General features: G+C 49.0%; 22 protein-coding genes. 11 read left to right on the top strand and 11 right to left on the bottom strand.

Annotated features, from left to right (window positions below; genetic code table 11):
- Nucleotides 1-63: 63 nt before the first annotated feature.
- Nucleotides 64-678 (top strand): beta-phosphoglucomutase family hydrolase, encoded by a 615-nt coding sequence (locus tag AC6R10_RS15880; protein WP_500672835.1) that lies wholly within the window; start codon nucleotides 64-66, stop codon nucleotides 676-678.
- Between the two features lie 135 nt (nucleotides 679-813).
- Here the strand turns inward: AC6R10_RS15880 and AC6R10_RS15875 are convergent, their stop codons facing one another.
- Both AC6R10_RS15875 and AC6R10_RS15870 read right to left on the bottom strand, forming a co-directional pair.
- Nucleotides 814-2,118, bottom strand: a complete 1,305-nt coding sequence (locus tag AC6R10_RS15875) for an inosine/guanosine kinase (protein WP_500672834.1) — start codon at nucleotides 2,116-2,118, stop codon at nucleotides 814-816.
- Nucleotides 2,119-2,363: 245 nt separating this feature from the next.
- On the bottom strand, nucleotides 2,364-2,837 hold the full coding sequence (locus AC6R10_RS15870; RefSeq protein ID WP_334551908.1) for a CreA family protein: 474 nt from the start codon (nucleotides 2,835-2,837) through the stop codon (nucleotides 2,364-2,366).
- 173 nt (nucleotides 2,838-3,010) lie between these two features.
- Here AC6R10_RS15870 and AC6R10_RS15865 point away from each other — a divergent pair, with 173 nt between their 5' ends.
- Complete coding sequence (locus AC6R10_RS15865) at nucleotides 3,011-3,517, top strand: GNAT family N-acetyltransferase (RefSeq protein WP_500672833.1); 507 nt, start codon at nucleotides 3,011-3,013, stop codon at nucleotides 3,515-3,517.
- Nucleotides 3,518-3,686: 169 nt separating this feature from the next.
- Entirely contained in the window at nucleotides 3,687-4,328 is a 642-nt protein-coding gene (locus tag AC6R10_RS15860; protein WP_500672832.1) for an HAD-IA family hydrolase, read from the top strand.
- A gap of 64 nt (nucleotides 4,329-4,392) precedes the next feature.
- Here AC6R10_RS15860 and AC6R10_RS15855 read toward each other — a convergent pair whose 3' ends face one another.
- Together AC6R10_RS15855 and torT are read right to left on the bottom strand one after the other, a co-directional pair.
- Nucleotides 4,393-4,848 carry a methylglyoxal synthase gene (locus tag AC6R10_RS15855; protein ID WP_334551905.1) on the bottom strand — a complete coding sequence of 152 codons (456 nt, stop codon included), beginning with the start codon at nucleotides 4,846-4,848 and terminating at the stop codon, nucleotides 4,393-4,395.
- Between the two features lie 25 nt (nucleotides 4,849-4,873).
- Entirely contained in the window at nucleotides 4,874-5,866 is a 993-nt protein-coding gene (gene torT / locus AC6R10_RS15850; RefSeq protein WP_500672941.1) for a TMAO reductase system periplasmic protein TorT, read from the bottom strand.
- A gap of 89 nt (nucleotides 5,867-5,955) precedes the next feature.
- Here torT and torS point away from each other — a divergent pair, with 89 nt between their 5' ends.
- On the top strand, nucleotides 5,956-8,841 hold the full coding sequence (gene torS, locus AC6R10_RS15845) for a TMAO reductase system sensor histidine kinase/response regulator TorS (protein ID WP_500672831.1): 2,886 nt from the start codon (nucleotides 5,956-5,958) through the stop codon (nucleotides 8,839-8,841).
- Nucleotides 8,842-8,897: 56 nt separating this feature from the next.
- Here the strand turns inward: torS and AC6R10_RS15840 are convergent, their stop codons facing one another.
- A complete protein-coding gene (locus AC6R10_RS15840) occupies nucleotides 8,898-10,046 on the bottom strand; it encodes an iron-containing alcohol dehydrogenase (RefSeq protein ID WP_500672830.1) in 1,149 nt (382 codons plus the stop codon).
- A gap of 144 nt (nucleotides 10,047-10,190) precedes the next feature.
- Here AC6R10_RS15840 and AC6R10_RS15835 point away from each other — a divergent pair, with 144 nt between their 5' ends.
- Nucleotides 10,191-11,078, top strand: a complete 888-nt coding sequence (locus AC6R10_RS15835) for an AraC family transcriptional regulator (protein WP_487901479.1) — start codon at nucleotides 10,191-10,193, stop codon at nucleotides 11,076-11,078.
- 170 nt (nucleotides 11,079-11,248) lie between these two features.
- Here the strand turns inward: AC6R10_RS15835 and glgC are convergent, their stop codons facing one another.
- The 5 genes from glgC to fruB all read right to left on the bottom strand — a co-directional run bounded on the left by glgC (nucleotide 11,249) and on the right by fruB (nucleotide 18,634).
- Nucleotides 11,249-12,466 (bottom strand): glucose-1-phosphate adenylyltransferase, encoded by a 1,218-nt coding sequence (gene glgC / locus AC6R10_RS15830; protein WP_500628255.1) that lies wholly within the window; start codon nucleotides 12,464-12,466, stop codon nucleotides 11,249-11,251.
- Nucleotides 12,467-12,611: 145 nt separating this feature from the next.
- Nucleotides 12,612-14,531, bottom strand: a complete 1,920-nt coding sequence (locus AC6R10_RS15825; protein WP_500672829.1) for a GGDEF domain-containing protein — start codon at nucleotides 14,529-14,531, stop codon at nucleotides 12,612-12,614.
- A 221-nt stretch (nucleotides 14,532-14,752) separates the two neighbouring features.
- Nucleotides 14,753-16,489, bottom strand: coding sequence for a PTS fructose transporter subunit IIBC (fruA, locus tag AC6R10_RS15820; protein WP_500672828.1), 1,737 nt, complete (start codon nucleotides 16,487-16,489; stop codon nucleotides 14,753-14,755).
- Between the two features lie 54 nt (nucleotides 16,490-16,543).
- Complete coding sequence (pfkB, locus tag AC6R10_RS15815) at nucleotides 16,544-17,494, bottom strand: 1-phosphofructokinase (RefSeq protein ID WP_500672827.1); 951 nt, start codon at nucleotides 17,492-17,494, stop codon at nucleotides 16,544-16,546.
- 9 nt (nucleotides 17,495-17,503) lie between these two features.
- Nucleotides 17,504-18,634, bottom strand: coding sequence for a fused PTS fructose transporter subunit IIA/HPr protein (gene fruB, locus AC6R10_RS15810; protein ID WP_500672826.1), 1,131 nt, complete (start codon nucleotides 18,632-18,634; stop codon nucleotides 17,504-17,506).
- A 375-nt stretch (nucleotides 18,635-19,009) separates the two neighbouring features.
- On the opposite strand from fruB, the gene cra reads away from it, so the two are divergent.
- Nucleotides 19,010-19,987, top strand: a complete 978-nt coding sequence (gene cra, locus AC6R10_RS15805; RefSeq protein ID WP_500631276.1) for a catabolite repressor/activator — start codon at nucleotides 19,010-19,012, stop codon at nucleotides 19,985-19,987.
- 100 nt (nucleotides 19,988-20,087) lie between these two features.
- Here cra and AC6R10_RS15800 read toward each other — a convergent pair whose 3' ends face one another.
- A complete protein-coding gene (locus AC6R10_RS15800; protein WP_487901486.1) occupies nucleotides 20,088-20,606 on the bottom strand; it encodes a hypothetical protein in 519 nt (172 codons plus the stop codon).
- A gap of 215 nt (nucleotides 20,607-20,821) precedes the next feature.
- On the opposite strand from AC6R10_RS15800, the gene AC6R10_RS15795 reads away from it, so the two are divergent.
- The 5 genes from AC6R10_RS15795 to modC all read left to right on the top strand — a co-directional run bounded on the left by AC6R10_RS15795 (nucleotide 20,822) and on the right by modC (nucleotide 25,774).
- Complete coding sequence (locus AC6R10_RS15795; protein WP_500627188.1) at nucleotides 20,822-21,619, top strand: MetQ/NlpA family ABC transporter substrate-binding protein; 798 nt, start codon at nucleotides 20,822-20,824, stop codon at nucleotides 21,617-21,619.
- Between the two features lie 130 nt (nucleotides 21,620-21,749).
- Nucleotides 21,750-23,225: a cobyric acid synthase gene (locus tag AC6R10_RS15790; protein ID WP_500672825.1), complete on the top strand. Its 1,476-nt coding sequence runs from the start codon at nucleotides 21,750-21,752 to the stop codon at nucleotides 23,223-23,225.
- On the top strand, nucleotides 23,222-23,977 hold the full coding sequence (gene modA, locus AC6R10_RS15785; RefSeq protein ID WP_500672824.1) for a molybdate ABC transporter substrate-binding protein: 756 nt from the start codon (nucleotides 23,222-23,224) through the stop codon (nucleotides 23,975-23,977). Before AC6R10_RS15790 ends, modA begins: the two co-directional genes overlap by 4 nt.
- Nucleotides 23,967-24,653, top strand: coding sequence for a molybdate ABC transporter permease subunit (gene modB, locus AC6R10_RS15780; RefSeq protein ID WP_500672823.1), 687 nt, complete (start codon nucleotides 23,967-23,969; stop codon nucleotides 24,651-24,653). The genes modA and modB overlap by 11 nt, the downstream gene beginning before the upstream one ends.
- Nucleotides 24,650-25,774 carry a molybdenum ABC transporter ATP-binding protein ModC gene (gene modC, locus AC6R10_RS15775; RefSeq protein ID WP_500672822.1) on the top strand — a complete coding sequence of 375 codons (1,125 nt, stop codon included), beginning with the start codon at nucleotides 24,650-24,652 and terminating at the stop codon, nucleotides 25,772-25,774. The genes modB and modC overlap by 4 nt, the downstream gene beginning before the upstream one ends.
- The last annotated feature ends 35 nt before the right edge of the window (nucleotides 25,775-25,809 follow it).

Raw genomic sequence — 25,809 nt, 5'->3', positions numbered from 1 at the left:
ATTACATTCATGACTACTACTAAAAAACTAGTTTCTTATACCATTTAGCTTTGTGAATTTTATATGAAGGAATTATTACAATCGTATCAAGGTCTCATTTTTGACATGGATGGCACCCTGATTGATACCATGCCCGCTCATTTGCTGGCGTGGGAAAAGACGGCCGAGCATTTCCAGTTTCCCTTTACGCGCGATTGGCTGCACAGCTTAGGGGGCATGCCGAGTTTTAAAATTGTCGCTGAAGTGAACAGCAAATATGGCTTGACGTTAGATCCCAATGAAGTGGCACAATTTAAGATGGCGACATTTAGCAGCCTTGATGATCATGGAGAGCCGATACAAGCCACGATGGCGATTCTCGACCACTTCTACGGTAAAAAGCCACTGGCGCTAGGGACAGGCAGTCAAAGGCAGAGCGCGATGCGATTGCTGGAAAAAGCGAACCTCATCGAGAAACTCGATGCAATTGTCACTGCCAGTGATGTTGAGCATCACAAACCGAACCCGGATACGTTTTTACTGGCGGCGGAGCAGCTCAAGTTAGCGCCGTCTCAGTGTGTGGTGTTTGAAGATACGCATCTCGGCCGTCAAGCCGCGCACGCAGGCGGAATGGATTGTGTCATGGTGGAAGGGGACGCCTTGGTCTTTTACCCTGCGCCAGTTAAAGGTAGCCAATAAAAAAACGCGATAGCTTGTCACTACCGCGTTCATAAGTAATTCGCGTTTAAAGGTATTTCGCGTTTAAAGGTATTTCGCGTTTATTACGTATTTAAAGCAGGTTTATCGCAACTTTAAATCGTACTGAGCGCGACATTATCGATCCCAGTAGGCTTCTTCGAGACTGTCTTCACGCTCTGGTAATGCTCGACCCAATCTCGGCGAGTGTTGCGTGAGCACCTCGTAGCTTACTCGGTTCGCGTACTTACAGATCTGTGATAATGATGAGTAAGTCAAAAACGGCAAGTCATGTTTAGACGAGTTGGGCACGTTCATCTTGTGGTGGCTGTTGGCTGCCATGTCATGGAGCAAGGCTGACAATGCCGCATCGCCCGCGCCGTTGGTGTTTTTGATCTCGAGTGGACCACCAAGGTACGGACCTATGTGCGAGTAGACTTTCAAAGGTGACTGACAGTCTTGTTTGCGCATCGCGCGGCTAAATTCATACTTATTAAACTCGGCGATGTTGCCCGGCAATAGCGGTAGTTCCGTATCACGCTTCGCTGATTCATCGGTGTAGCCCGCCATGTAAAGGCCAATAGGCCCCGCTGTACACAGTACCAGGTCGACCCATTCTAGCGCTTTATCAGCCGCGAGCAGAGGATCTTTCTCACCGGTAAGCGCTTCGCCTTCTTCCTCGTTCATCGCGATCACTGAAATGTTCTCTTTGATGTACTCTTGCCACCACTCCGCGTTGCCTTCAATCACCCACTTGGTACCCAAGGTCAGCACAACAGGAACCTGTTTTTGCTTGGCGATTTCAATTGCACGTGCGACCGCTTTTGGCATCGGATCTTCTGGCTTACCGCGCATTAGGTAAGAAGAGACCACCAGTGCCGAGGCTTTATCAAACACCTCTTCAGGAATGCTTTCCGGACGCAGTTGATTCATGTGACCTTCATTGATAGCAAACGTACGTTCGCCATTTTCAGAGATCAAGGTATAGCAGCGGCCAATCGATCCTTCGACCATTTGCAGGTGATTAAGATTCATACGAGAGGAAGTGCGACACAAATAGCGATAGGCAAAGGAGCCAACCTCAATGTTCTTCGACATTACACCCAGCAACACCGATTTGCTGTCCGCAAGCACGGAGTAGTTGTGTAGGGTATTGCCAATGGTATCACCGGGGTATTGGTGTGTGATCAGCTCGCGTTCCACCAGCTCTTGATATAGCGCATCGGCTTTATCCTCTTCGAGTACCAGTGAGTGTCCTTTGCTCAACTCGTATTTAGCGAGGAAATCGTCATCGACGCGCGCTTCAATATCCACGATGGTTTGACCGACACCGACCACGATAGGGCGGTAGAGCTTCGGTGCTTGCTTCATCTGATTGATCAATGGATCGCGATTGTCAGTAGGAAAGTAGTGCTTAGATTTACGTTGGCCAGGAAATTTCATGCTCAAAAAGGACAGTCAAAAATTTTCGCCAGTCTAACACAGAAGTGTCTTTCAAATTTCATAAAAATTACATCACAATGAGATTTTGATCAAATAAACGTGTCGGACAGGGAGACAGTCGAGATTGGCTTAAAATCGGCTATTGATTTAAGAATTAAGGCGAGCCAAAACAGCTCGCCTTAAGCCTGCTCACCCCTAGCATGACTTTGAGATAGGGCGGGTCAGTCTGTGTGTGATTAGCGCAATTACTGTGCAGCGACAGGGGCCTCCACATACGCATCGGTACCCCAAAGTGGCACGGTCGACAGACTGTGTTTGAAGCTACCTTCGGTTTCTTTGGTTGTGTACGAGAGATAGAGTAGGGACTGCGTGTCGGCATCGTAGATGCGGCGCACTTTCATGGTTTTGAAGAAGATGCTTTTTGACTTTTTAAATACCACTTCACCCGATGCGCTCTTATCGATTTTTGCAATCATATCCGTGGTGATTTCGCCGGTTTGACGACAGGAAATGGAGCTGTCGCTTGGATCGGAGAGGCTAAGATTCGCTTCAATGGATGCGATGTGGCAGGTCACGCCTGTCACCACCTCATCTTGCAGTGAGGTTATCTTAATGTCTTTCAATGTAAATAGACCGAGTGAAACGTCACCAACTTCGTTGCTATCACACGCGGTGAGCAGCAGTGAAGCCATGGCAACGCCAAGTAATTTTATCCGCATGGCCGCTATCCTTTCTTAAATAATGGTTGAGCTTTGTGATTGTCGAGCTAACTATGAACCAAGCTTATCTGTTTTATGCTCAAGCAGCCAATAGTTCAATGAAAAACTTGTCGCATCATGATCTTATCGTTAAGCTCATGACGACAAGACTCATGACCTTAAAAAGATATCCCATGCCCAATACCGCCTCTGCCATCACCGAGATGAAAAACCAATGGCTTGCCAGCCAAGTGGACGTTGAATTTCCAACGCCAGAGAGCCTCAAAGGGCACGGGCTCTATCAAGCGCGCGCCTTAGCGCAAGAAACACACTTGCTTGATCTCAATGAGCTCTCTCTCGACGAATTCAGTGAGCAAGATGTGTTTGTGGCGGATTTTCACCGCATGACCGTGATGTTTGCCTTGCAACAGGCCAAACAGTGGCAAAGCCAACAAGACAGAGAGTGGATTGTTGAGTTTTTCACTCAGATCATCTACTCAGCACCTTGCCAATTGATCGTTGCGTTTAAAGGCAATCAACCCGTTGGCGCAGCGTTGGTAACCACGCATCAAGGTGCTGCCCTGATTTCAGATGTCGTGGTGGAACCGGAATACAAGCGTCATGATCTGATTGCAGCGATAGTGAGTAAACTTGAACTCAATCAATGTGATGCTGTGTATGTTGAACACAGCGCACATTAAGCGCACGAGATAGTCATTATCTTCATCATTTATTCTACCTACCATTCGTGACGCGTGCGAGGGTTCTCAGCAAAACCCTTCCCTTGTCACTTAAAGTGTTAAGTGACGCATTTCAAATCGTGGCCGCTCGTTTACTATTTTGTTTAACGAATTAACAGAGTGTGCGGCTATGTCAGAAACCCAATGCGTGATATTTGATTGTGATGGAACGCTAATCGACAGCGAGAAGCTGTGTTGCCAAGCGCTGAGTGAGACGTTTCATCATTTTGGTGCTGGGCTTTCTACGCAAGATGCTTTGGCCCATTTTGAAGGGGGGAAGTTGGCTGACATTTTAGCAGCAACGAATGAGCGCCTTGGCTGTCGAATTTCAATTGATCAACTAGAACCTTTTTACCGTGAGCGGCTAGATGACTTGTTTGAACGTCATTTAAAGCCCTCGGCCGGTGCCACCGAGCTTTTGAAGCAGCTCGAAGCGAAAGGGATTGAGTACTGTGTGGCTTCAAATGGCCCAAAAAGTAAAATCCGCCGATCGCTTGAGCTGACAGGACTTTACCCTCATTTCGAGAATAAGATTTTCTCTGCGTTCGATACCAACAGTTGGAAACCTGAACCGGATCTGATTTTATATACCGCCATGACCATGGGATTTCGCTTAGAAAATTGTGTCTATGTGGATGACACGGTCAAAGGGCTAGAGGCCGGGATTCGAGCGGGGATTAAAACTGTCCACTATCTGGGCGTCAATAATCGAGTGCATGATCACGCCCTGCCCAAAATTCACGATTTACGCGAACTGACCACCTTGATGTGAAGCGATCGATAGACAAAAACAGCCTGCGACTGTGGCAGGCTGAATACTTGATAAGCGTAAGGCGTTAGGTGCGCTTGGCCAGATACGCCTGGTAGTCAGGGATCTCAATATCCACTTCTTTCTCAAGTAAGCTCGACTCAAAAAGGAACTTGGCCGTTGCGCGGTTGGTAGCCACGGGAATGTTCCAGACGCTCGCAATACGCAATAGCGCTTTGACATCTGGGTCATGTGGAACCGCGTTGAGTGGATCCCAGAAGAAAATCAACATGTCGATTTTCCCTTCCGAAATGAGGGCGCCGATCTGCTGGTCCCCGCCCATCGGGCCACTGATCATACTCTTAATGGCAAGGCCGGTCTGTTTACTTAGCATGGTGCCAGTTGTGCCAGTGGCATAAAGAAAGTGACTCTGTAACTTTTCTTTGTTTTCCGTTACCCAGCGCAGCAACTCTGGCTTGCAGTTGTCATGCGCGACCAGCGCAATGTGTTTGTGTGCAGGTAGGGTACGTGTTGTTTTTTCCATGAATGTTCTTCCTGATTATGAATCGTTATTCTTTAGCTAAGACATTAAAAATGGGTCGGTATTCGGATGGAGACAGCGATGCTTCGATAACCGAACGTGGTAAATGACTGGGCGTTAGCTTAACAATATCGGGCGCAATATGCCTGTCAAAAGGCGCTTGTTTGAGAGATTGAACCGCTTGACGGACCGATAGACGACCTTGCAACACCATCTGATCGCTCGGTGCAAACAGCACTTTATTGCGAAGTAAACCGCGATAGACGCCATGACTGAGGTAGGTAGAGACAAGACCGATATGCGCGCTCTTTCCGCCGAGGCGCAACTCACTGATTGCCGCTTCAATCGCGACCGCACTGCCAATTAGGTAATGGATATCGCGGTTTTCTGTTACACGCTGAACTAAATTGCGTTGCAGCTCTTTGTCGTTGTCTGCCCAATGCACGCCGGTGATAGTGACATCACTGCCTTTAATGGCTGCCTCGATGCCTTGCATCACAGGTTTGGTACCACCACTTGCCACGGGGCCGGGAAGCACCGCGACGTTAACATGACCACTGCCTTTCGGGTGACGTTTTGCCAAAAACTCGCCAGAGAAATAGCCCATCTGATACCAATCAACACCGACCTCGCCAAGCAAGACGTCATCGCCGTGTTCGGCACTGTCTAACTGATTGATGGTGGCAAAAACCGGGATATCGGCAGAGAGTTGCGCTAATTTGCCCAAATAGATGTCTGGGGCAACGGTACCGAGCAATATCGCATCGGCTTGCCAATCTCGACAGCGTTGCAACTGAGCGCCCTGTTTACTTTGATTGGGGTAGCCGCCCGCTTCCAGTACTTTCAGTGTCACGTTCTGCGCTTGGGCTTCTTGCACCATGCCATAGTTGACCGACAGCCAGTACGAGTCTTTTAGATGCGGATAAAGCGCGCAGATCTTAAACGCGGGTGAGGCAATCGCCACCGATGACCATGATACAAACAGCGCACCAAGCAGCAGAGAGGATTTCAGTGTTGGGATCAAAGTCATTAAGCAATTCATTGGCAAAGTCGTGATAAACCTTGCAAAATATAACCCAATATTTCGGTGTACAGAAGCGATGATTTGTTATGTTACTAGCCAAGGCCAGCATTGGGCGTACGCTCTTATTCGCCTTTGTCGCAATGGGGCTGCTGGTCGTCATTTCGGCGCTGATCGGCATGGCGGGCTTTTCTATGGTAGCGAAAACCGAGCGCGGCGTGGTCAATACGGCGATTCCCTCCATGGTGGAAGCGCGGCAAGTATCGGAGCTCAGCGCGCGTATTCTCTCATCTGTCCATACCTTATCGAACGCGAAAACCGCTCAGCAACATCGTGACTCCGGCCAAGCGCTACTGACACAGCTCGAATCTTTGTTACTGCACATTAAACAACTTGGTGCAGAGGCGTTTGATTCTACCTTATTGGAACAGTTAGAAATCGATGTAGAGCAGGTGATTGATAACGTAGTGCAATTGGGCGTTGTGGTGGAAAAGCGTTTGAGCTTTAACCAGCAACTTTCGGCAGATACGAGGGAGATGCGCCAATTTGCAACGGAGCTAGAAGACCTCACCCGCACCCAAGTGGCAAACACCAGTACTATCGCGGTGGCCAACGTAACGCATATCTATAATCTGCTTGGTGAAAACAAGCTCACGGATGCCTACCAAGCGCTGGATGCGCTGGTGGAAGTGGACATGGATTTGTCTGAACGTTTGCACGAACTGCATCTGCTGGCGTTTCGATTGCTCAATCAAATTGAAGAGTCGCGCACCATGAATGATGCGCAGCGTATTGAGGTCGTCAGATCCGCTTATCAGAACAACATCGAGATTATGCAGCGACGGGTTATGGGAGTCGAAGATCCCACTCGCTCACAGCAAATGGCCGACTTACTGGAACAATTGGCGCAGCGACAATCGGTATTTACGCTATTGCTTGAGCGATACCAAAATGAGCTTGCCGCGCAGGCGCTGCTCCAAGCTACCTTTGATCAATTTTCTCAGCTCAACTCGACAGTGACGCATCTAGTGGATCAATCCAACCGCTCGACTACTACAGCGGTTGAACGGCTTAAAGGCTCGTTGAGCTATGCGCAGTGGCTCTTGGCGATTATTACCGCGCTTGGCTTAGCGGTGGCCATACTCATTGTCTGGCGCGTTGTATATCAATCCGTGCTCAAACGTTTGGATAACTACTCGACCGCACTGCTCACGATCTCTAAAGGGGATCTTAATGTGGATTTTGAGGTGCGTGGTAAGGATGAGTTAGCAGAGATGGGGCGCGCGATTTTGACCGCCCGAGACACCGCCAAAGCCCTGAAAGTGGTGGCTGACAGCGAAGCGAAAGCCAAGCAAGCGCTTGAATCACATAAAAGCCACCTGGAAGAACAGGTTGAATTGCGCACTGAGCAACTGCAAACGGCCAATCAACGTCTCAATCAAGAAGTGGAGCAGCATGCTGATGCGCGTTCACAAGCAGAGCAAGCCAGCCAAGCGAAATCCGCCTTTTTAGCCACCATGAGCCATGAAATTCGAACGCCGATGAACGGAGTTCTCGGCACCGCGAGGCTGCTTACAGAAACGCCGCTTGATCAACAGCAGCAGCGTTACGTCGACATCATCACCCACAGTGGGCGAACCTTGCTGGCAATACTTAATGATGTGCTCGATTACAGTAAAATTGAGGCCGGGCATATGGAGATTCGTCCGGCTTCATTCCCAATCCGCGCTATGGTGGAAGATGTCGTGGCGCTGCATCAGGCCGACGCGTTGGCTAAAGGATTGTCACTCTCATATACGGTTGAAAGCGATGTCGCCGAGAGCGTGTTTGCCGACAGCACGCGTCTTAGCCAAGTGCTGAATAACTTGGTGGCGAATGCGGTTAAGTTTACTGACAGTGGCTACATTGATGTGTTCATCGCCAATGATCCAGCGAAAGCTGAGCACGTTTTGTTCGATGTGAGTGACAGTGGCGTAGGAATAGCCAAGCCAGATCAAAGTGAGCTCTTCTCTGCGTTTACCCAAGTGCATCAAGGACAAGGCAAGCTGGGTGGAACAGGGCTTGGGCTTGCGATCAGCCAAAAAATTGTGCGGGCGATGGGCGGCGAGATTGCGCTTGAATCGGATCAGAATCAAGGCAGCCGCTTCTACTTTTCTTTGCCGATGCCTGTAGGGGCGACATCACGCAAAGATTCACACAATCATACAGTGACAACACCGTCTGCTCGCGTATTGCTGGTAGAAGACAATGAAGTCAATCGCTTTGTCGCTGAGGGATTTTTGGCAGCGCTCGGGCATCACACCGACGCAGTCGACACCCTCGCTAAGGGAGCCGCGCGATTTAAGGCTCATACTTATGATATTGCGCTGATTGATATTAATCTTCCAGATGGCAGTGGTGTGGACTTAATGCAAAGCATGAAGCGTGACACCGATTGCGAGACAAAGATGATTGCGGTCTCTGCGCACGTGTTCAACCAAGAGGTCGAGCGATACCTGCAAGCGGGATTTGATGGCTATCTACCCAAACCGCTAGATAAAGACGCCCTCGATGCCATGATTCATACATTGATGACGGGAGAAACGGTTGATGATACGCCGCGCCAACCCGCGCCTATAAATGCAGAGGCTCCCAAGCTATTGAACACACAACTGATTGACACCGACATCAAGGTGTTGGGTTTTAGCCAAGTACAAGAACTCGCCGATCTTTTTGCCCGTACTACCCAGACATCGTTAACTCAGCTTGAACAGGCATTCCTCGATAATCACCCTCGAAAGGTGTCTGACATCGCACACAAATTGAAAGGCTCTGCTGCCAGTTTGGGCTTGGAACATCTGAGAGCACTTTGTCAACAATGGGAAAACTCGCCGAGCGAAGTGGGCAACGACATCACAGGACTTCGTGAGGAGGTCGATAAGTCTTTGCAAGCATTGCAGGCCTATTTAAAGGAAAGATCGGAGAAGCGTGAATAGATTAAAGAATTAAAAAGAGCAGCGTTTGCTGCTCTTTGCGTTATTAAGCGTTTTGATTAGGCGAGCGCCGCTTCAAGAATTTGACGACTGGCCTTAAGGTCAATGGCTTGGTTTTCACCGAGCGCCGACATGCCGTGGCTCTCTAGTTGTGATACGACACTGTCAACGGCCGCGCCTTTATCTGCCTGATACTCATCAAACTGTGTTGACACACCGAGTGAGTGGTAGAAGGCTTCAATGTGCTGAATCGTCTCTTCGGCAAGGTTGTCGCTGGCAGCTAGACCAAAGACGTTGATGCCCATCTGCTCGAGTTTGCCTTTTTTCGCCGTTAACTGGTTGCGCAGTAGGGAAGGTTGCACAATCGCCAGTGAACGTGCGTGGTCAACACCCCAAAGCGCCGTAAACTCATGACCAATCATGTGCGTTGCCCAATCTTGCGGGACACCTGCACCTATCAAGCCGTTAAGCGCTTGGTTAGCCGTCCACATCAGGTTTGCGCGCCACTGATCGTTGTCACGGTCAGCAAATTGTTCACCGAGCTGTTTTAGGTTTTTCAACAATGTTTCTGCGTAGCCATCTTGAACCATAGCGCCATGTTGGTAGGTGATGTACTGCTCACAGACGTGTACCCACGCATCAACAATACCGTTGACCAACTGTTTTTCCGGTAGGGTTTTCATTACGTCCGGGTCCATCACAGCAAATTTAGGCTGCACGAAAGGTGACATGAATGCCAACTTATCATGCGTTTCCGCTTTAGTGATCACGGCGCCTGAGTTTGACTCAGAGCCAGTCGCTGGCAGGGTCAGAATCGCAGCAAGTGGTGTGGCGGAAGTGACAGGGTGTTTACCTGTCAGAATATCCCAGCCGTCGCCATCAACGTGTGCAGCAGCAGCGACGTATTTAGAGCCGTCAATCACTGAACCACCACCCACAGCTAAGATGAAATCGACCGATTGCTCTTTAACGATCGCTACCGCTTTGTCGAGTGTTTCTTTGGTTGGGTTTGGCTCAACGCCAGAGAATTCAACCCAAGAATGCGCGTTGAGTGCCGTGACCACTTGGTCATACACGCCGTTTTTCTTGATGGAACCACCACCGTAGATCACGAGTACTTTTTGGTCTGTAGGAATTTGCGCAGCGATGTTTGCGATCTGACCTTGACCGAATAAAATTTTGGTTGGATTAACATAGGTGAATTGCATTGACATTACCCTCTTGTGTTATTGGGATAGTATTGATTTTGTATGTGTGCATAATAGTAATCAAATGAGACGGGATAAAGGCGAAATTCTGCATTTATTTTGCCTAATCCTACTTATATTGCTTGGGTGAATAGGTGGTAAGCGATGACGCTGGTGGATTGGATGGAGCAATACGTTGAGCAAAATGGCCTCGACGATTTGGAAGGGGTAGTCGGTACCGCCATTGAAGGCGTGTGGTTTTATCGAAGCTCCAAGGGGAATAAACGCCAACCTTTGGTCTACCAATCAGGCGTGATCATATTGGGGCAGGGGACAAAACATATCTATCTTGGCGATAAGCCCGTTAAATATGGTGGCGATGACTATCTTGTGGTCGGCGTACCGCTCCCCCTTGAATGTGAAGCCATTGCTGATGCTGGCAAGCCACTGATGGGGTTAACGGTCGATGTCGATCCTCAAGTGCTGCACCGTTTAGTCAATAAGCTTGAAGAGCTAAACGTTCAGCCAAAGGCGATGACTCCTGCGCGCAGTGAAGGGCTCTCTTCAGTGAGTATGGACAACGATATGATGGACGTGAGTTGTCGAATCATGAAGGCACTTTGTCATCCTGTAGAGAGCGCTCTGTTAGGTGAGTCTCTAACTGAAGAGTTGGCACTGAGAGCGCTAATGAGCAGTGAAGGGCATGTGTTGTTCGATTTAGCCAAGCACGAAGGGCATTACGCGCGCGTCGCCAAAGCGCTCGAGTATGTGCATCATCACTACCATGACTCACTCACTGTTCAAGGGTTGGCTGAGACGGCGAACATGAGCATTTCCGCTTTTCATCAAGCGTTTCGCTCCGTGACGTTAGAAACCCCTATTCAGTACATTAAAAAGGTGCGCCTAAACAAAGCGAAAGAGTTGATTCATCTTGATGGATTGAAGGTCAGTGAAGCCGCAAGGCGAGTCGGTTACAACAGCACCTCGCAATTCTCCCGGGAGTACAAGCGCCATTTTAACGAAACACCTCGTGCTGGCGCGTTAGCGGCGTAACCGAGCTATGTCCTAAAAAGGGGAAAGTGAATCGCACGCAATTTGCTGTGTTAATCCGATCGCAAATAGGTGATAATTACTCTCAACAAATCGAAGATTTGTCACTTACCCCTATAGGAGATCTAGTCAATCTCTGAGTGAAGCCTCTAACTTAGGTTAGAGGCTTTTTTTTACGAAAAACTGTAACTCTCTGGCACCACCACGATGCCGTCTGAGGAAATCTTAAAGCGCTTGGCATCTTCTTTCGCATCGACGCCGATTTCTGTGTTGGCGGGGATTCGGACGTGCTTATCAACGATGCAGTTGACCAAGCGGCAGCCTTCACCCACTTCAACATCATCAAACAAGATGCTGCCAGCGATGGTGGCGCCGTCGTTAATACGCACGTTGGGCGAGATAATGGAATGATGCACTGAGCCACCGGAGTTGATCACGCCATTGGCAATAATGGAATTAATGAAAATACCCTCATTGCCTGTGGCTGAGGAGACGGTCCGTGCTGGAGGAAACTGGGACTCGTAAGTGCGAATTGGCCAGTTTGCCTGATAGAGGTTCATTGGGGGAACGGGTTCGAGTAGATCCATATTGGCCTGATAGAAGGAGTCGATGGTACCCACATCTCGCCAGTAGCAGTCTCTGTCAACTCGACCTTTGTCGTTGCAGAAGTTATAAGCGTAGACGCCTTGCTCTTGGATGAGTTTTGGAATGACGTCTTTGCCAAAATCGTGTGAAGAGTGGCTATCTTTGGCATCCGCTTCTAGAGAGCGGGTCAGGGTTTTCATATCGAAGATATAAATGCCCATCGACACAAGACTACGCGTATCATTGCCCGGCAGTGATGGCGGATCTTGCGGCTTTTCAATAAAATCGTCGATGCGGCCGCTTTCGCCCACAGAGACACAGCCAAAGGCTGACGCTTCACTGCGCGGGACGTCCATACAGGCAATCGTCAGCTTCGCGTTCTTATCAATATGTTCTTTGAGCATCTCCGCGTAATCCATGCGATAGATGTGATCGCCCGACAAGACGATGACATATTTGGCATCGCTGCGGCTCAAAAGCCATAGATTATGGTAGATTGCATCAGCGGTGCCTTCATACCACTTACCACCACCCCGCATTTGAGGTGGAACGGCGGTGATGTACTCGCCAAGTTCAGGGTTAAAAATAGACCAGCCATCTCGTAGATGTTTTTGTAATGAGTGAGACTTGTACTGGGTAAGGACGAGGATTTTCCGAAGTCCAGAGTGTAGGCAATTGGTTAGGGTGAAATCAATAATACGGTACTTTCCGCCAAAAGGAACGGCAGGTTTTGCGCGATCGTCCGTGAGGGGGCTAAGACGAGAGCCCATTCCTCCAGCGAGAATGACCGTGAGAGCGTCTTGCATACTATTCTCCATAATAGTGCGGGGGTACTACTGGGGTATCAAGAACCGAGCCAACCCGAAGGTGATGGTGTTACCTAAGTATAGCGTTCGATAGGGCGTTTATCTGCGCTATCGTGGTGCGTGAACAAAATAATCTTGCACCAATTTAGACGAAGGCTTGCACCTGATCACTTTTGATCACGGAAATACGATTTCTGCCCAGATATTTAGAGTCGTAAAGCGCCATATCGGTGCGTTTGTAGGTCTGACTTGGATTCGCGCAGACATCACTGACACCGCCACTTAACGTCACATTATGCATAGAGTGTTGTTCAACCACATTGCGTATGCGATTGGAGACGGCTTCCGCCTCTTCAACCGAGGTGTTAGGCATGATGACAGCAAACTCTTCACCACCGACACGGGCGAGCAAATCCGTTTCTCTTAACTCACCTTTCAATAACTGCGCCACGCTTTTAATCACGTGATCACCGACATCGTGACCGTACTGGTCGTTCACCTGCTTAAAATGGTCGATGTCGAATAAACAGAGCGCTGCCTGTTCCTCTTCAGGATAACGCTTCACACGCATGCATAGGCTTTGCAATTCAATATCAAACTTGCGTCGGTTCCATTGCGATGTGAGGGCGTCTTTTTCACTCAATCGGCGCAGTTGCTGCTCCAATGCCTTCAACTCGGAGATATCGACAAACGATGCGACATAGAACTGAATTTTGCCATCATGATTCTTGACCGTTTGGATGCGCAGCAACTCAGTGATAAGGGTGGCATCTTTGCGTCGATTGATGATTTCTCCCTGCCAAATTCCCCTTGTATGAATAGACTCCCACATCTCACGATAGAACTTTTGCGTATGTTCTCCGGAGGCAAACATCGACGGCTGTTGACCTTTGACCTCTTCAAAGGTGTAACCACTAATCCGGCACAGCTCGTCATTCACTTTGATAATCCGATTGTCTTTATCTGTGATCATCAGAGCAGACATACCGTTTATCGCCGCGCGGGCAATTTTGCTTTCCAAGCTGTTTTTGTGGTGATTGTCATTCCAAATGACAAAGGATAGGGCAATCAGAAAAATCACCGCCGAGACAGAACACAACTGAACAAATAGCTCAAAGCGTTCGGCGCGACTGATCTGGTTAGCCTGCTGTGCAGGCATAGTCACGAAGAGCAAAAGCGATTGAGTATGCTGACCGAGGGTAAAATCGATGGTTTGATAGGTCAGCCAAGCATTCGACTCGTGCACTGTTCCTGAGGCGTTTATCGCTTGCTGTCGCCATAGCAATGGGAAGTCATTGGCGACAGAATGCTGGGCTCGGCCGGGGAGCAGATCACCAAACAGCGTTGCTGTATCGGGAGACAGCACATAAAAGCCGTTTGCATTGGCAACGATGGGCTTCGAACCGCTGTTGTCTCGATACGCCAACTCGTCATAAATCATCGACAGATTGAGATTCGCGATAAAGTAGCCTTGTCGGACGCCAGAAGTCGCAACGGGCACGATCACGCGCAGCGCCGGCGTGTACGGGCGTGCGTATTCACCGTGCTCAATCTCGAGATCAATGCCATACACCCCCAGTTGGCCGTCTTCCAAGCTCTGCGCATAAGAAAAATAGTTGCGCCCGGATTTATCTTGCAAAAATTCTTCTTCAACGATTTGGGTTGTCCGACCATTGTGGTTGATACGAATTTTTTCTTGGCCATGGATGTCCAAATAACGCAGTTGCGAGTAGTAGCCTTGGGTTCGAGCGACGAGGGCCCAAAAGTCTTCAATTACACTGCGTGAGAGCGGAGAGGGAGAGTCGATAGCACGGTGCAGCAGGCCATTGTTGGCCAGTTCCATCACAGAGAGTTGAATTTTTTGATTGATGGCACCAAGCTCTGCCACCGCGTAATTGACTTTGGCTTGCTCAATCATGGCGACTTGTTGTGCAGTACGAGTCTCGAGATCATCAAGTCGCTCATAGAAATAAATCGCAGGGACAACAGAGAGTGCGCTAAACACGAGGATAAATTGAAACAAAAGTTTGGTCGGAGAGTAGTAGCGCATTGCGTCTAGAGTCATCTTCTGGATTTATTCATCGAAAAGTTTACCCCAGGGGGATATGCAATACTGTGAAGATGGTGGGATTCTATTGAGCTTAACACCCGTTCCAATGTTTTTCTTGAGTATTATGTTTTATATCAATAGAGTTATTTGATTGCGCCGCTCTAAGCGATAAAAAAGCGCCCCGGAGAGGAGCGCTGAGCAGATTAAGCATAGACCTAATAAAAGGTTGGGGGGTGTTATGCTTGTGCTTGAACTTGTTTTGCGTCACTGCGTGCTTTTAGGAACGCGTAACCAAAGCCTGTTACTGCTGTACCCGCTGCGATAGCGACAAGATACATGACGACTGGAGTAATCGCGTTCGGGATAAGAAGAACGAACAGACCACCGTGTGGTGCCATCAGTTTAGCGCCAAACAGCATAGACAGAGCACCGGTTAACGCGCCGCCTGCCATACACGCTGGGATAACGCGCATTGGATCTTTTGCTGCAAAAGGAATCGCACCTTCCGAGATAAAGCATAGGCCAAGTACGAAAGAGGCTTTGCCCGCTTCTTGCTCGCTTTTCTCAAATTTGTTTTTCGCGATAAAGGTCGCCAAACCCATACCCAGAGCCGGTACCATGCCCGCCGCCATAATGGCTGCCATCGGTGCGTAAGTTTGTGACGCCAATAGGCCAACACCAAACGCGTACGCTGCTTTGTTGACTGGACCACCTAAGTCGAAACACATCATCGCGCCAAGGATAATTCCGAGAAGTACTGCGCTGTCAGAGCCCATGTTGTTTAGGAAGTCTGTTAGACCGTTCATAATGCCGGAAACAGGACCACCGACGATGTAGATCATGACCAAACCAGTAAAGAGGGTCGCGACAAACGGGATGATCAAAATGGGTTTGAGGGCTTCCATCGATTGCGGAAGTTGTACTTTATCTGCAAGGAATTTCGCGGCGTAACCAGCGATGAAACCTGCGGCGATACCACCAAGGAAGCCTGCGCCTGTTGAGCTTGCGAGCATACCACCGACAAGGCCCGGTGCCAGTCCTGGACGATCCGCAATAGAAAAGGCGATGTAACCGGCGAGCACTGGGATCATGAGCGCGAATGCTGAACCACCACCGATGGTCATCAATGCTGCGGCGAGCGTGCCTTCTTCTTTAAATGCTTCAATACCAAAGACAAAAGAGAGCGCGATAATCAAACCACCTGCAACCACGACAGGGAGCATGTGTGATACACCGGTCATTAGGTGTTTGTAGGCCCCTTTCTTCTCATCTTGAGCGGAAGATTGATTAGCTGAGCCAGAATGTTGGTAAACCGTCGCTTGTTCAAAGGCTTTATCCATCTCTTCGGCGGTTTTCTTCAGAGCAGGACCGGTTTTAGTACGGTACATTTTTTTGCCGTTGAAACGATCCAGTGGCACTTCGATGTCCGCGGCGATGATCACCAAGTCTGCGTCAGCAATTTCTTGGTCTGTGAGCTGGTTTTTCGCACCGACCGAACCGCGAGTTTCTACTTTGATTTGGTGACCACGACGCTTGCCTTCTTCTTCGAGTGCTTCAGCAGCCATAAAGGTGTGCGCTACGCCTGTTGGGCACGCAGTAATGGCCACAATTTTCTTCGCAGAAGAGGTGGCTGGAGCTGCAGCAATCGATTGTGTCGCACTGGAAAGGAGTTGTGCTTGGCTAACTGCTTGCTCAAGAAATGCAACGGCGTCTTTGGTTACCGCGCTGATGTTACTGCGGAACACTTTTTTGCCGACAAAGCGCGCGTCGTCAACCTCGGTGTTCGCCGCAATGACGATCACATCCGCTTGATCGATGTCCGCTTGTGAGAGCACAGTGGTGTCAACAACACTTGATTGGCATTCAATGGTCGCGTTCCATGCAAGTTTCTTCGCTGCTTTTTCTAACAGGCCAGCAGCGAGAATGCTGTTTGCCACGCCGCTCGGGCAGGCAGTAATGATGGCAATATTCATAATGATAACCTTCTGTTCCTTAGTTTGCTTCTACGTTTTGGCGAACGGATTCGCTTAGGCAAGCTCATTAACTTGAGTATTAAGCTTAATTTGATCCAGCTCTTGTTGGCTGGTCACACCAACGCCGACTTGACTCACTGCAAGTGCAGAGAGGGCTGTGGCAAATTGGAGTAATTCGGTTTTTGGCATCTGTTGCATGTGGCCCCAACATAGACCCGCGACTAACGTATCGCCGGCGCCCACTGTGCTGACCACTTGCATTCTTGGCGGCTTGGCGTAGAGCCATTGATCGTCGTGCAGCCACATCACACCGTCAGCGCCCATTGAAACGACAATGTTGTCGATGCCTTTGCTAGACAGGGTTTGTGCCGCGTTTTGGCACGCTTCTCGCGTATCCAGTGTTTGACCTAAGAAATCGCCCAACTCTTCCTCGTTAGGTTTGATAAGCCAAGGTTTGGCATCAAGCCCTGCGGCAAGTGCGGCTTTACTGCTGTCAAACAGGACTTTTTTGCCACGTTCACGCAACTGAGCGATCCATGCTGCGCACTGAGCCGGTGTGACACCACCGGGTAGGCTGCCAGCAAAGACAAAGTAGTCATGATCATTCGCCAGTTCGTGCAGAACTCGCTCAAATTGCGCGATTTGAGCATCGTTTACTTCGACGCCAGGAAAATTGATGTCGCTGACCTCGCCATTTTTCTCCACCAACTTGACGTTGATACGAGTGGAGCCGTCAACTTCGACAAAGCGATCTGTCACACCGATGTTTGAAAACAGTTGGTGGAACAGTTCAGGGTTATCTTTACCTAAAAAACCCGTGACAGTGACGTCAGCACCTAAATCGCGTAGGACCATAGCGACGTTGACCCCTTTGCCCGCCGCTCTTAGGTTGCTCTCTTTGATAAGACTCACGCTACCCACATTGAGGGTTTCCAGACTACCGGTCAGATCGAGCGCTGGATTCAACGTGATGGTCACGACTTTTTTGGTTGCAATCTCAGACATGGTCGCCCCTTAACCTTCACCAAGGCCAGATTGAATCGCGCTGCCAATGGCTTCCAGTGCCTGAGGTGCATCTGCCCCTTCTGCGGTGAATTGCAGCTGATGACCGTGTTTAACACCAAGCGCAATCACTTTCATTAGGCTTTTCGCGTTAACGGCTTTGCCGTCGCCATCAAGGTTTGCGACGCGAATGTTTGACTCAAACTTTTTCGCTTCCGCCACCAACATCGCGCCCGGTCTTGCATGTAAACCATGTGCGTTTCGAATTTTGAAGACTGCGGTATTGCCATCAGCGCTGGCTTGCTCTGCTTGTTCGCCTTTGAGTAGCGCGATGACTTGTTCGGCACTGCCATCAAGCAATGAGGTTTGTGTTTGATCAAAAATCAACTGCGTCAGGTTTTCTAAGATTGCTTGGTGTGCATTGTTGCACGCTGCAAAGGTGATTAATGCTTTGACGTTTTCACCGTCAAATTGGCATTGATTCGCCGTGGAAACAAAAGAGACACCGCTACGCTGAACACCTTTTTCACTGCCGACTAACCAAAGCCCTTGACCAAGGTGGGTGGGTGTTTTTGATACGATATCGGCAACAAAATCGTGGTTTGCGCATCCGGTATTTTTGAGCAAACCAGAGGCGACAGCGCTGAGCTGGACCATATCACTGGCTGGAAAGCCCACTTGAACTAACGACGCGTCGAGATCCACTTCTAACTGAACATCGCCATTCAGGAGTGCGACGATTTCATCCGCGGTTTTTACCGATTTTAGGCGTTCTTCAACGCCGTCAGCGCTCAGTACTTTGGTCAATTGCTTAAGAATGCCCAAGTGTTCGTCCGATTTTGCCGCAATACCAATGGCGACGTAGACACGGTTACTGTCACCCCATTCTACACCGTCAGGGAAGTGGTGAATCGCAACGCCTGTCTCTTTGACCATGTGACGGGTGTCGGTGGTTCCGTGTGGGATGGCTATGCCGTTGCCTAAAAACGTCGAGTTTTGCTTCTCGCGATTGAGCATGCCCTCGACGTACTGCGCGTCGACTAAGCCTTTACTCGCTAGTGTCGATGCAATGTTTTGAATAGCGGCAAATTTATCATCGGCCTGTTGCGATAGGGTGATATCAGTTTTAGTGAGCTTGAGCATGGCGCTTCTCCAGCATAAAAGTCATACAGTTCGTTCTCAGTCTGTGGGCGCGGAGTGCAACTTCTGTTGTCTCTTCTCGCTATTTACTTTCATCTGTTTACTGGGCAGTCAGTATAGCTTGAGACCAGCAACCACTTTAGTGAATCGATTCAGCAAATTCGCGCCACAAAAAAGTTTTAGCAAAGAATGGAGTAATATCGATGAGGTTCCCGCCTCAATAGTGTTCAACTTGGTTGAAAATAGTGACCTTACTCTTGTTTTATTCTTTGCTGAATCCTTTCAGCTTTTATACTGAAACGTTTCAGCTTATAATTCAACTCAGCGATAGATCTTTGATGAATTATTATGATCGTGCGCACAGATTAAGGTAGAGATATGACACTAGATGAAGTAGCCAAATTGGCCGGTGTGTCCAAGACAACCGCAAGCTATGTGATTAACGGTAAAGCACAAAAATATCGGATCAGCGAAAAGACACAACGTAAAGTGATGGCGGTGGTGGAAGAGCATAACTATCGCCCAGATCTTGCCGCCAGTACGCTGCGCGCAGGACAAAGTCGATCGTTTGGGTTGGTGATCCCTGATTTAGAAAACACCAGTTATGCCAAGCTTGCAAAACTTCTCGAACAAAGCTCTCGAAAAGCGGGTTATCAAATATTGATCGCCTGTTCGGATGATGATGCGGATACGGAAAAAAATGTCGTCAATGCGTTGATCAGTCGTAAGGTCGATGGGCTGTTTGTAGCGAGCGCGATGCCAGATGCCAATGAATTTTATCTCGACATCCAAAATAAGGGCACGCCGGTTATCGCGATTGACCGTCCCTTAGACGATGAGTTTTTTTCATGCGTGATCAGTGAAGACTTTGGTGCGGCGAATGAGCTCACTCACTCCGTAATTAGTGACGCTGTCACAACTATTGGCTTAATTGGCGCACTTCCAGACCTCAATATCTCTAAAGAGCGTGAGTTGGGTTTTAAGACGGCGGCAGAAGAGCGAGGTTGCAGTGTAGTGATTGGCTATGGTGACCACTTTAACCGTATTGACGCGAAAAAGGTGATGCGTACTTGGCTGGCCAACAATGAGCTCCCCAATGCGATTGTGACCACCTCGTATACTTTGCTGGAAGGGGTATTAGACGTATTTCTCGAGCAACCAGAGTTGGTCAAAGGCATCAAACTGGGGACCTTTGGTGATAACCGTCTGCTTGATTTCCTTCCCTTTAAAGTGAACTCTTTGCCTCAACAATTTGAAATGATTTCAGACAGCGCGTTGGCGTTGGCACTCAACGCATCGGCAAAACGTTACCATCCGGGTATTGAGTTGATTCCACGTGAGTTGATTGTTCGCTAACCGATTAAACTAAAATAAGGTTACTAAAACAGGGATACTAAAACCGCGGAACTAAAAAGCGCCAAGACGGCGCTTTTTTCACATCAGAGCAGCACGAACATCAGTACTGAAAACGTACGCTCATCGTCAATTGTGGACCATAGAGTCCGTTGTTTCTTGTCTCGGCTGATAGCGACATCTGCTGAGTAGAGTGAAAACGAAGTCCGGCGTGAAAGACAGAGGAATCATCCAAACGGCCTAATCGCATCGTCGCTTCGACTTGTTCAGTCAACCAAAGACGGCCGCCAATGTTCATTTCAATCTGCGTGTCACTATCACCTGCCACATATTTTGTTTGGTGAAGGAGCATTTGACCATACACATCCGCAAATTGTGTTACTGGTCCATTAAAACCGATACCACCGGCAACGTCATAATCGCCATCAAACTGAGAATCGGCGCGAATGATCAAATGGGAGTTTTCCGTGAATAGAGTGGTGAACTCACCGCCTAATGTCGAGGGATTGGCGCCTACACGCACTTCAAAGTAGTTGTAGCTGAAGTTATTCGCTTGTGCTGATGTCGCCGCAAGAGCCAGCGCGCTGGTAAGTAGGATTTTTTTCAAAACAGTCTCCGACATTGTCAATTTTCCGTCTAAGCGCCACATTGGCTTGGCGTTTTTGCCTAATGAGAAAATATTAGCAAGTTTTAAGCCAGCCATTTGAGGTGGGTGTCATTATTGATGATTTAAAATGATTTGTCGCCTACGAATTGAATTGATTGATTTTTTATATAGAAAGCTTACAGTGGAGCTCTAGCCATCTAAAAGGCTTATATTAAAAATGAGAGGGAAATATGAAGTTAGTCAGTAAGGTGTCGTTGTTAGCATTCATCACGGTAGTCGGACTTACCGGGTGCGGCGAAAAAGAAGAGTCAGTGATTAAAGTTGGAGCGACGGTTGGCCCACACGCCCAGGTTGTCGAGGCGGTAGCAAAACAAGCCGAGCAGCATGGGTTAAAGGTGCAAGTGATCGAGTTTTCGGATTATGTCACACCAAACGCGGCGCTTGATGATGGCAGTATCGATATCAATAGTTATCAACATCAACCATTTTTAGACAGTTTTAATCAAAATCATGGTACAGAACTTGTCTCAATCGGCCGTTCAATCCTCATGCGTATGGGACTTTACTCAAATAAATATCGCACTTTAGATGCGTTACCAGAGAAAGCGCGTATCGCGATACCAAACGATCCGACTAATGGTGGTCGCGGTCTGCTATTGCTTGCTGATGCGGGAGTGATCACCCTGAAAGAGGGCGTTGGATATGCGGCAATGCTCACTGATGTTGTGGACAACCCTAAACAGTTCGAATTCATCGAGGTCGATGCGGCGCAGTTACCCAGAACTCTGGATGATGTCGATGCTGCGGCAATCACGATGAACTATGTGATGTCATCAGGGCTTGATCCGCAGAAACAGAGTATTTATCTCGAATCGACCGATGCTCCGCTTGCTGTTATGGTCATCGCTACCCGTAAAGGGGAAGAGACTAAACCTGAGTATCAGCAGTTTGTTGAGATCTTCCAATCGCAAGAGACTAAAGCCTTCCTAGCCAAGCAGTTTGGTAGCACGATTGAAGCGGCGTTCTAATTCGCAGAATGATTGAGAGCCCGAGGTATTACCACCTCGGGCTTTTTTTATCGAAACATTAGCGATTGCAAGGTGGGAGTGGTATCGTCAGCCAACATAACGGATGGATTTATTGTAGTTTTTTCTTTATATGAAATCACCTCTTCAAGCTCTAATGGTACAGGGTACAACCTCTGACGCAGGAAAAAGCGTCGTCGTGGCAGGTCTTTGCCGAGTGTTGGCTCGCCGTGGTGTGCGAGTTGCCCCATTTAAACCACAGAATATGGCATTAAACAGCGCCGTGACCGCTGACGGTGGTGAAATTGGTCGCGCCCAAGCGGTGCAAGCTTTAGCCGCCGGTGTTGAGCCTAGTGTTCATATGAATCCAGTGTTACTTAAGCCTAATTCCGATACTGGCGCACAGGTGATCGTGCAAGGTAAAGCACTGAGCAATATGGAAGCGTGTGGTTACCAGAACTATAAACAGTTAGCGCTGCCTTTTGTGATGGACTCGTTTAGTCAACTGACCGAACACTATGATTCGATTATGATCGAAGGCGCTGGTAGCCCAGCAGAAATCAATCTACGTGAGAATGATATCGCTAATATGGGCTTTGCTGAGGAGGCGGATGTGCCCGTCGTGATTGTTGCCGATATTGACCGGGGCGGCGTGTTTGCTCACTTATACGGCACTCTGGCCCTGCTATCAGAGAGCGAGCAGCAGCGAGTCAAAGGATTTATTATTAATCGCTTTCGTGGTGATATTTCACTGCTCGAACCTGGCCTTGATTGGCTGGAAGAAAAAACCGGCAAGCCTGTCATCGGCGTGTTGCCGTATCTGCACGGGTTTGAGTTAGAGGCGGAAGATGCAATCAATACTCAGCAATCGCTCAATTCGAGCGCGAAGATTCAGGTTGCGGTGCCAGTGTTTACTCGGATCAGCAATCACACCGATTTTGATGCGTTAAGAAGCAACCCAGACATTCACCTTAGATACGTAGGTAAGGGGGAGTCGCTGTCGGGAGCAGACGTCATTATTTTGCCGGGCTCAAAATCGGTCCGCAGCGATCTTGCCTACTTGCGCAGTCAGGGATGGGATCGCGATATCCAGCGTCATCTTCGTTTAGGCGGCAAAGTGATTGGCATTTGTGGTGGATACCAAATGCTGGGTCAGTACATTGATGATCCTTTGGGTATAGAAAGTGACGCAGGCAGCACAGCAGGGCTAGGGTACTTACAGACTCAAACGGTGATCACCGACTCCAAAACGCTCACGAATGTGGATGGCCAACTCTCATTAAGTGGCAGCACGGTGCCCGTATCAGGCTATGAGATTCATGCTGGTCGCACTCAAACCACAGATGTATCGCCCATTATGCTCAGTTCGGGTGAGAGGGATGGCGCGTTGAGTGAGTGTAATCAAGTCTTTGGGACCTATTTACATGGTATCTTTAACTCGGCCGAGGCGACGACGCAGATTATGCGTTGGGCAACCGGTGAGGATATCGGCGCGATAGACCATAATGCGCGCCAATTTGAAGCCATCGATCGTATTGCTGATGCCATCGAGCAGCATTTGAAACTGGATTTACTCTGGCCAGAACTAGAGACACAGAACAAACAATGAAACAACGATTTTCACTTTTCTTCGCTTTGTGGTTAAGCCTTGCTTTTCACGCTCAGGCGCAAGACAAACTCACGGTTTATGCTGCCGCGTCGATGACCAATGTGGTCTCAAAGCTCGTGAATGAATTCGAGCAGCAGCGTGATGTTTCGGTGACCACTGTGTTTGGTGGCTCGTCATCTCTAGCGCGGCAAATTGCCTATGGCGCACCCGCAGACGTGTTTATTTCAGCGAACCATAAGTGGGTGCAATATTTGATCGACAATGGCAGTGTAGAACCACACCAGGTGAAACAGATAGCGGCAAACCAACTCGTCGTCATTGCCAAGAAGCAGATCGCTTTGGCTGTCGGGGACGTTCAATCTTGGCAACAAGCACTAAACAGACAAAGACTCGCGGTTGGGCAAACCGACACGGTTCCCGCTGGTATCTATGCGAAACAAGCGCTGACTTGGCTTGGCGTCTGGCAGAGCGTAGAGATGTCGCTCGCGCCCAGTAAAAGTGTTCGTGCTGCTCTAGCGTTAGTGGAGCGAGGTGAAACGCCATTAGGGATTGTCTACAAAACCGATGCGATGCAATCAGAGAAGGTGACAGTGGTAGCCACGCTTTCGGAGCGTAGCCACGAACCGATTCAATATCCTGCTGCTGTTGTGAGTGACAATGTCACGGCGAACGAATTTCTTGATTATTTGCAAACGCGTGACTCAAGAGCGCTGTTTACACAATACGGATTTTTAGTCAGTGATGCTCAGTGATTACGAGATTCAAGCCTTATCGCTCAGTTTGAAAATAGCGGGGGTGGCGGTGCTATGGCTGATCCCCCTTGGTATCTTGTTGGCGTGGTTGCTGGCTAGAAAGTCGTTTGTCGGACGTAGTGTGCTAGATAGCCTTATCCACCTGCCACTGGTGTTACCCCCTGTTGTGATTGGCTATTTGCTGCTGATTTCCCTTGGTCGCCAAGGCTGGCTTGGCCAGTATCTGTTTGAGTATTGGGGACTGGTCTTCGCCTTCAGTTGGAAAGGCGCGGTAATTGCGTGCATGATTGTCTCTCTACCATTGATGGTCAGGGCGATTCGTTTGAGTCTAGAGTCAATCGACCCACGCCTTGAAGAAGCAGCGGCCACATTGGGCGCTTCCCCGTTGAAAATCTTTACCACCATTACACTGCCTTTAACCCTACCAGGAATTATTACCGGTACGATGCTCGCCTTTGCGCGCAGCTTAGGTGAATTTGGTGCCACCATCAGTTTTGTCTCCAACATTCCTGGCGAAACGCAAACCATTCCTTTGGCGATGTATACCTATATCGAGACCCCGGGCGCAGAGTATGCAGCAATGAGGCTATGTCTCATCTCAATTGCGATTGCGTTACTCTCTCTGTTTATCTCTGGCTGGTTAAGCCGAGTCAGTCAAAAAAGGCTAGGGCAATGACGAACTCTCACGCGCTGAACGTTCAGTACCGCACCCGACTTGGTGATCAAACGTTTGATATCGACCTTGAGTTGCCAAATCGCGGCATTACCGCCATCTTTGGCCGTTCGGGGGCGGGCAAAACCAGTTTGATTCATTCTGTCGCTGGTCTTCATACGCCCCTAGAAGGGCGGATTCAACTCAATGACCGTGTGTTGTTTTGCTCGCAAAATAAGATCAATGTCCCGGTGCATCAGCGCAATGTGGGTTACGTGTTTCAAGAAGCCCGCTTGTTTCCCCATTATCGCGTTGAAGGTAACTTGCTGTATGGCGTGAAGGGGGATGATAAGGCACATTTCGATAAGGTGGTGGACACGCTCGATCTCGGCGCGCTGTTGAGTCGTTACCCTAAAGCGTTGTCTGGGGGAGAAAAGCAGCGCGTCGCAATAGGACGAGCATTGCTGCGCAAGCCAGACATACTCCTGATGGATGAGCCGCTTGCGTCATTGGACATGCCGAGAAAGCGCGAAGTGATGCCGTATCTTGAGCAGCTTGCTGCCGATATCGACGTACCTATTCTTTATGTCTCCCACAGCTTGAATGAAGTATTGCGTCTGGCTGATCAACTGGTAGTGATCGATGACGGTCGGGTGGTGGCTTGCGATAATATTGAGGAGGTATGGTCTTCAGACGTCATGCGCCCGTGGCACTCGTTTTCGGAGCAAAGCTCGCTGTTCGAAGCTCGTGTCCTGCGCCACAATCACCACTACGCACTGACAGAGGTGAGTTTAACGCTTTCACATTCGCTCTGGGTGCAAAAAATCAACGCCGGTGAAGACGACTTAGTACGTCTGCAAATTCGCGCCAATGATGTCTCTTTAGCTCTAGAGCCGCCAAAGCAAACCTCGATTCGTAATAGCCTTAAGGTCACGATTGAGGAATTGGAAGAGGTGCGTCATGGTGATCAACGGCAAAGTGTGACGGTCTATTTGCGCCTAGATGAAAGACGAACCCTCAAAGCGACCATTACTCAGTGGGCCAAAGATGAGTTGAATTTAACACCTGGGATCACGGTCTACGCCCAGATCAAAGGCGTGAGCGTGACTCAAAAAGACATTGCGCTTGCCCACGGTGACAGATAGCCATTAAAAAAGCGCCTAGCGGCGCTTTTTTAACA

This window comes from Vibrio sp. R12-SG2-ISO1 (genome assembly GCF_059834045.1).
This window is presented reverse-complemented; position numbering and strand designations above follow the sequence as displayed.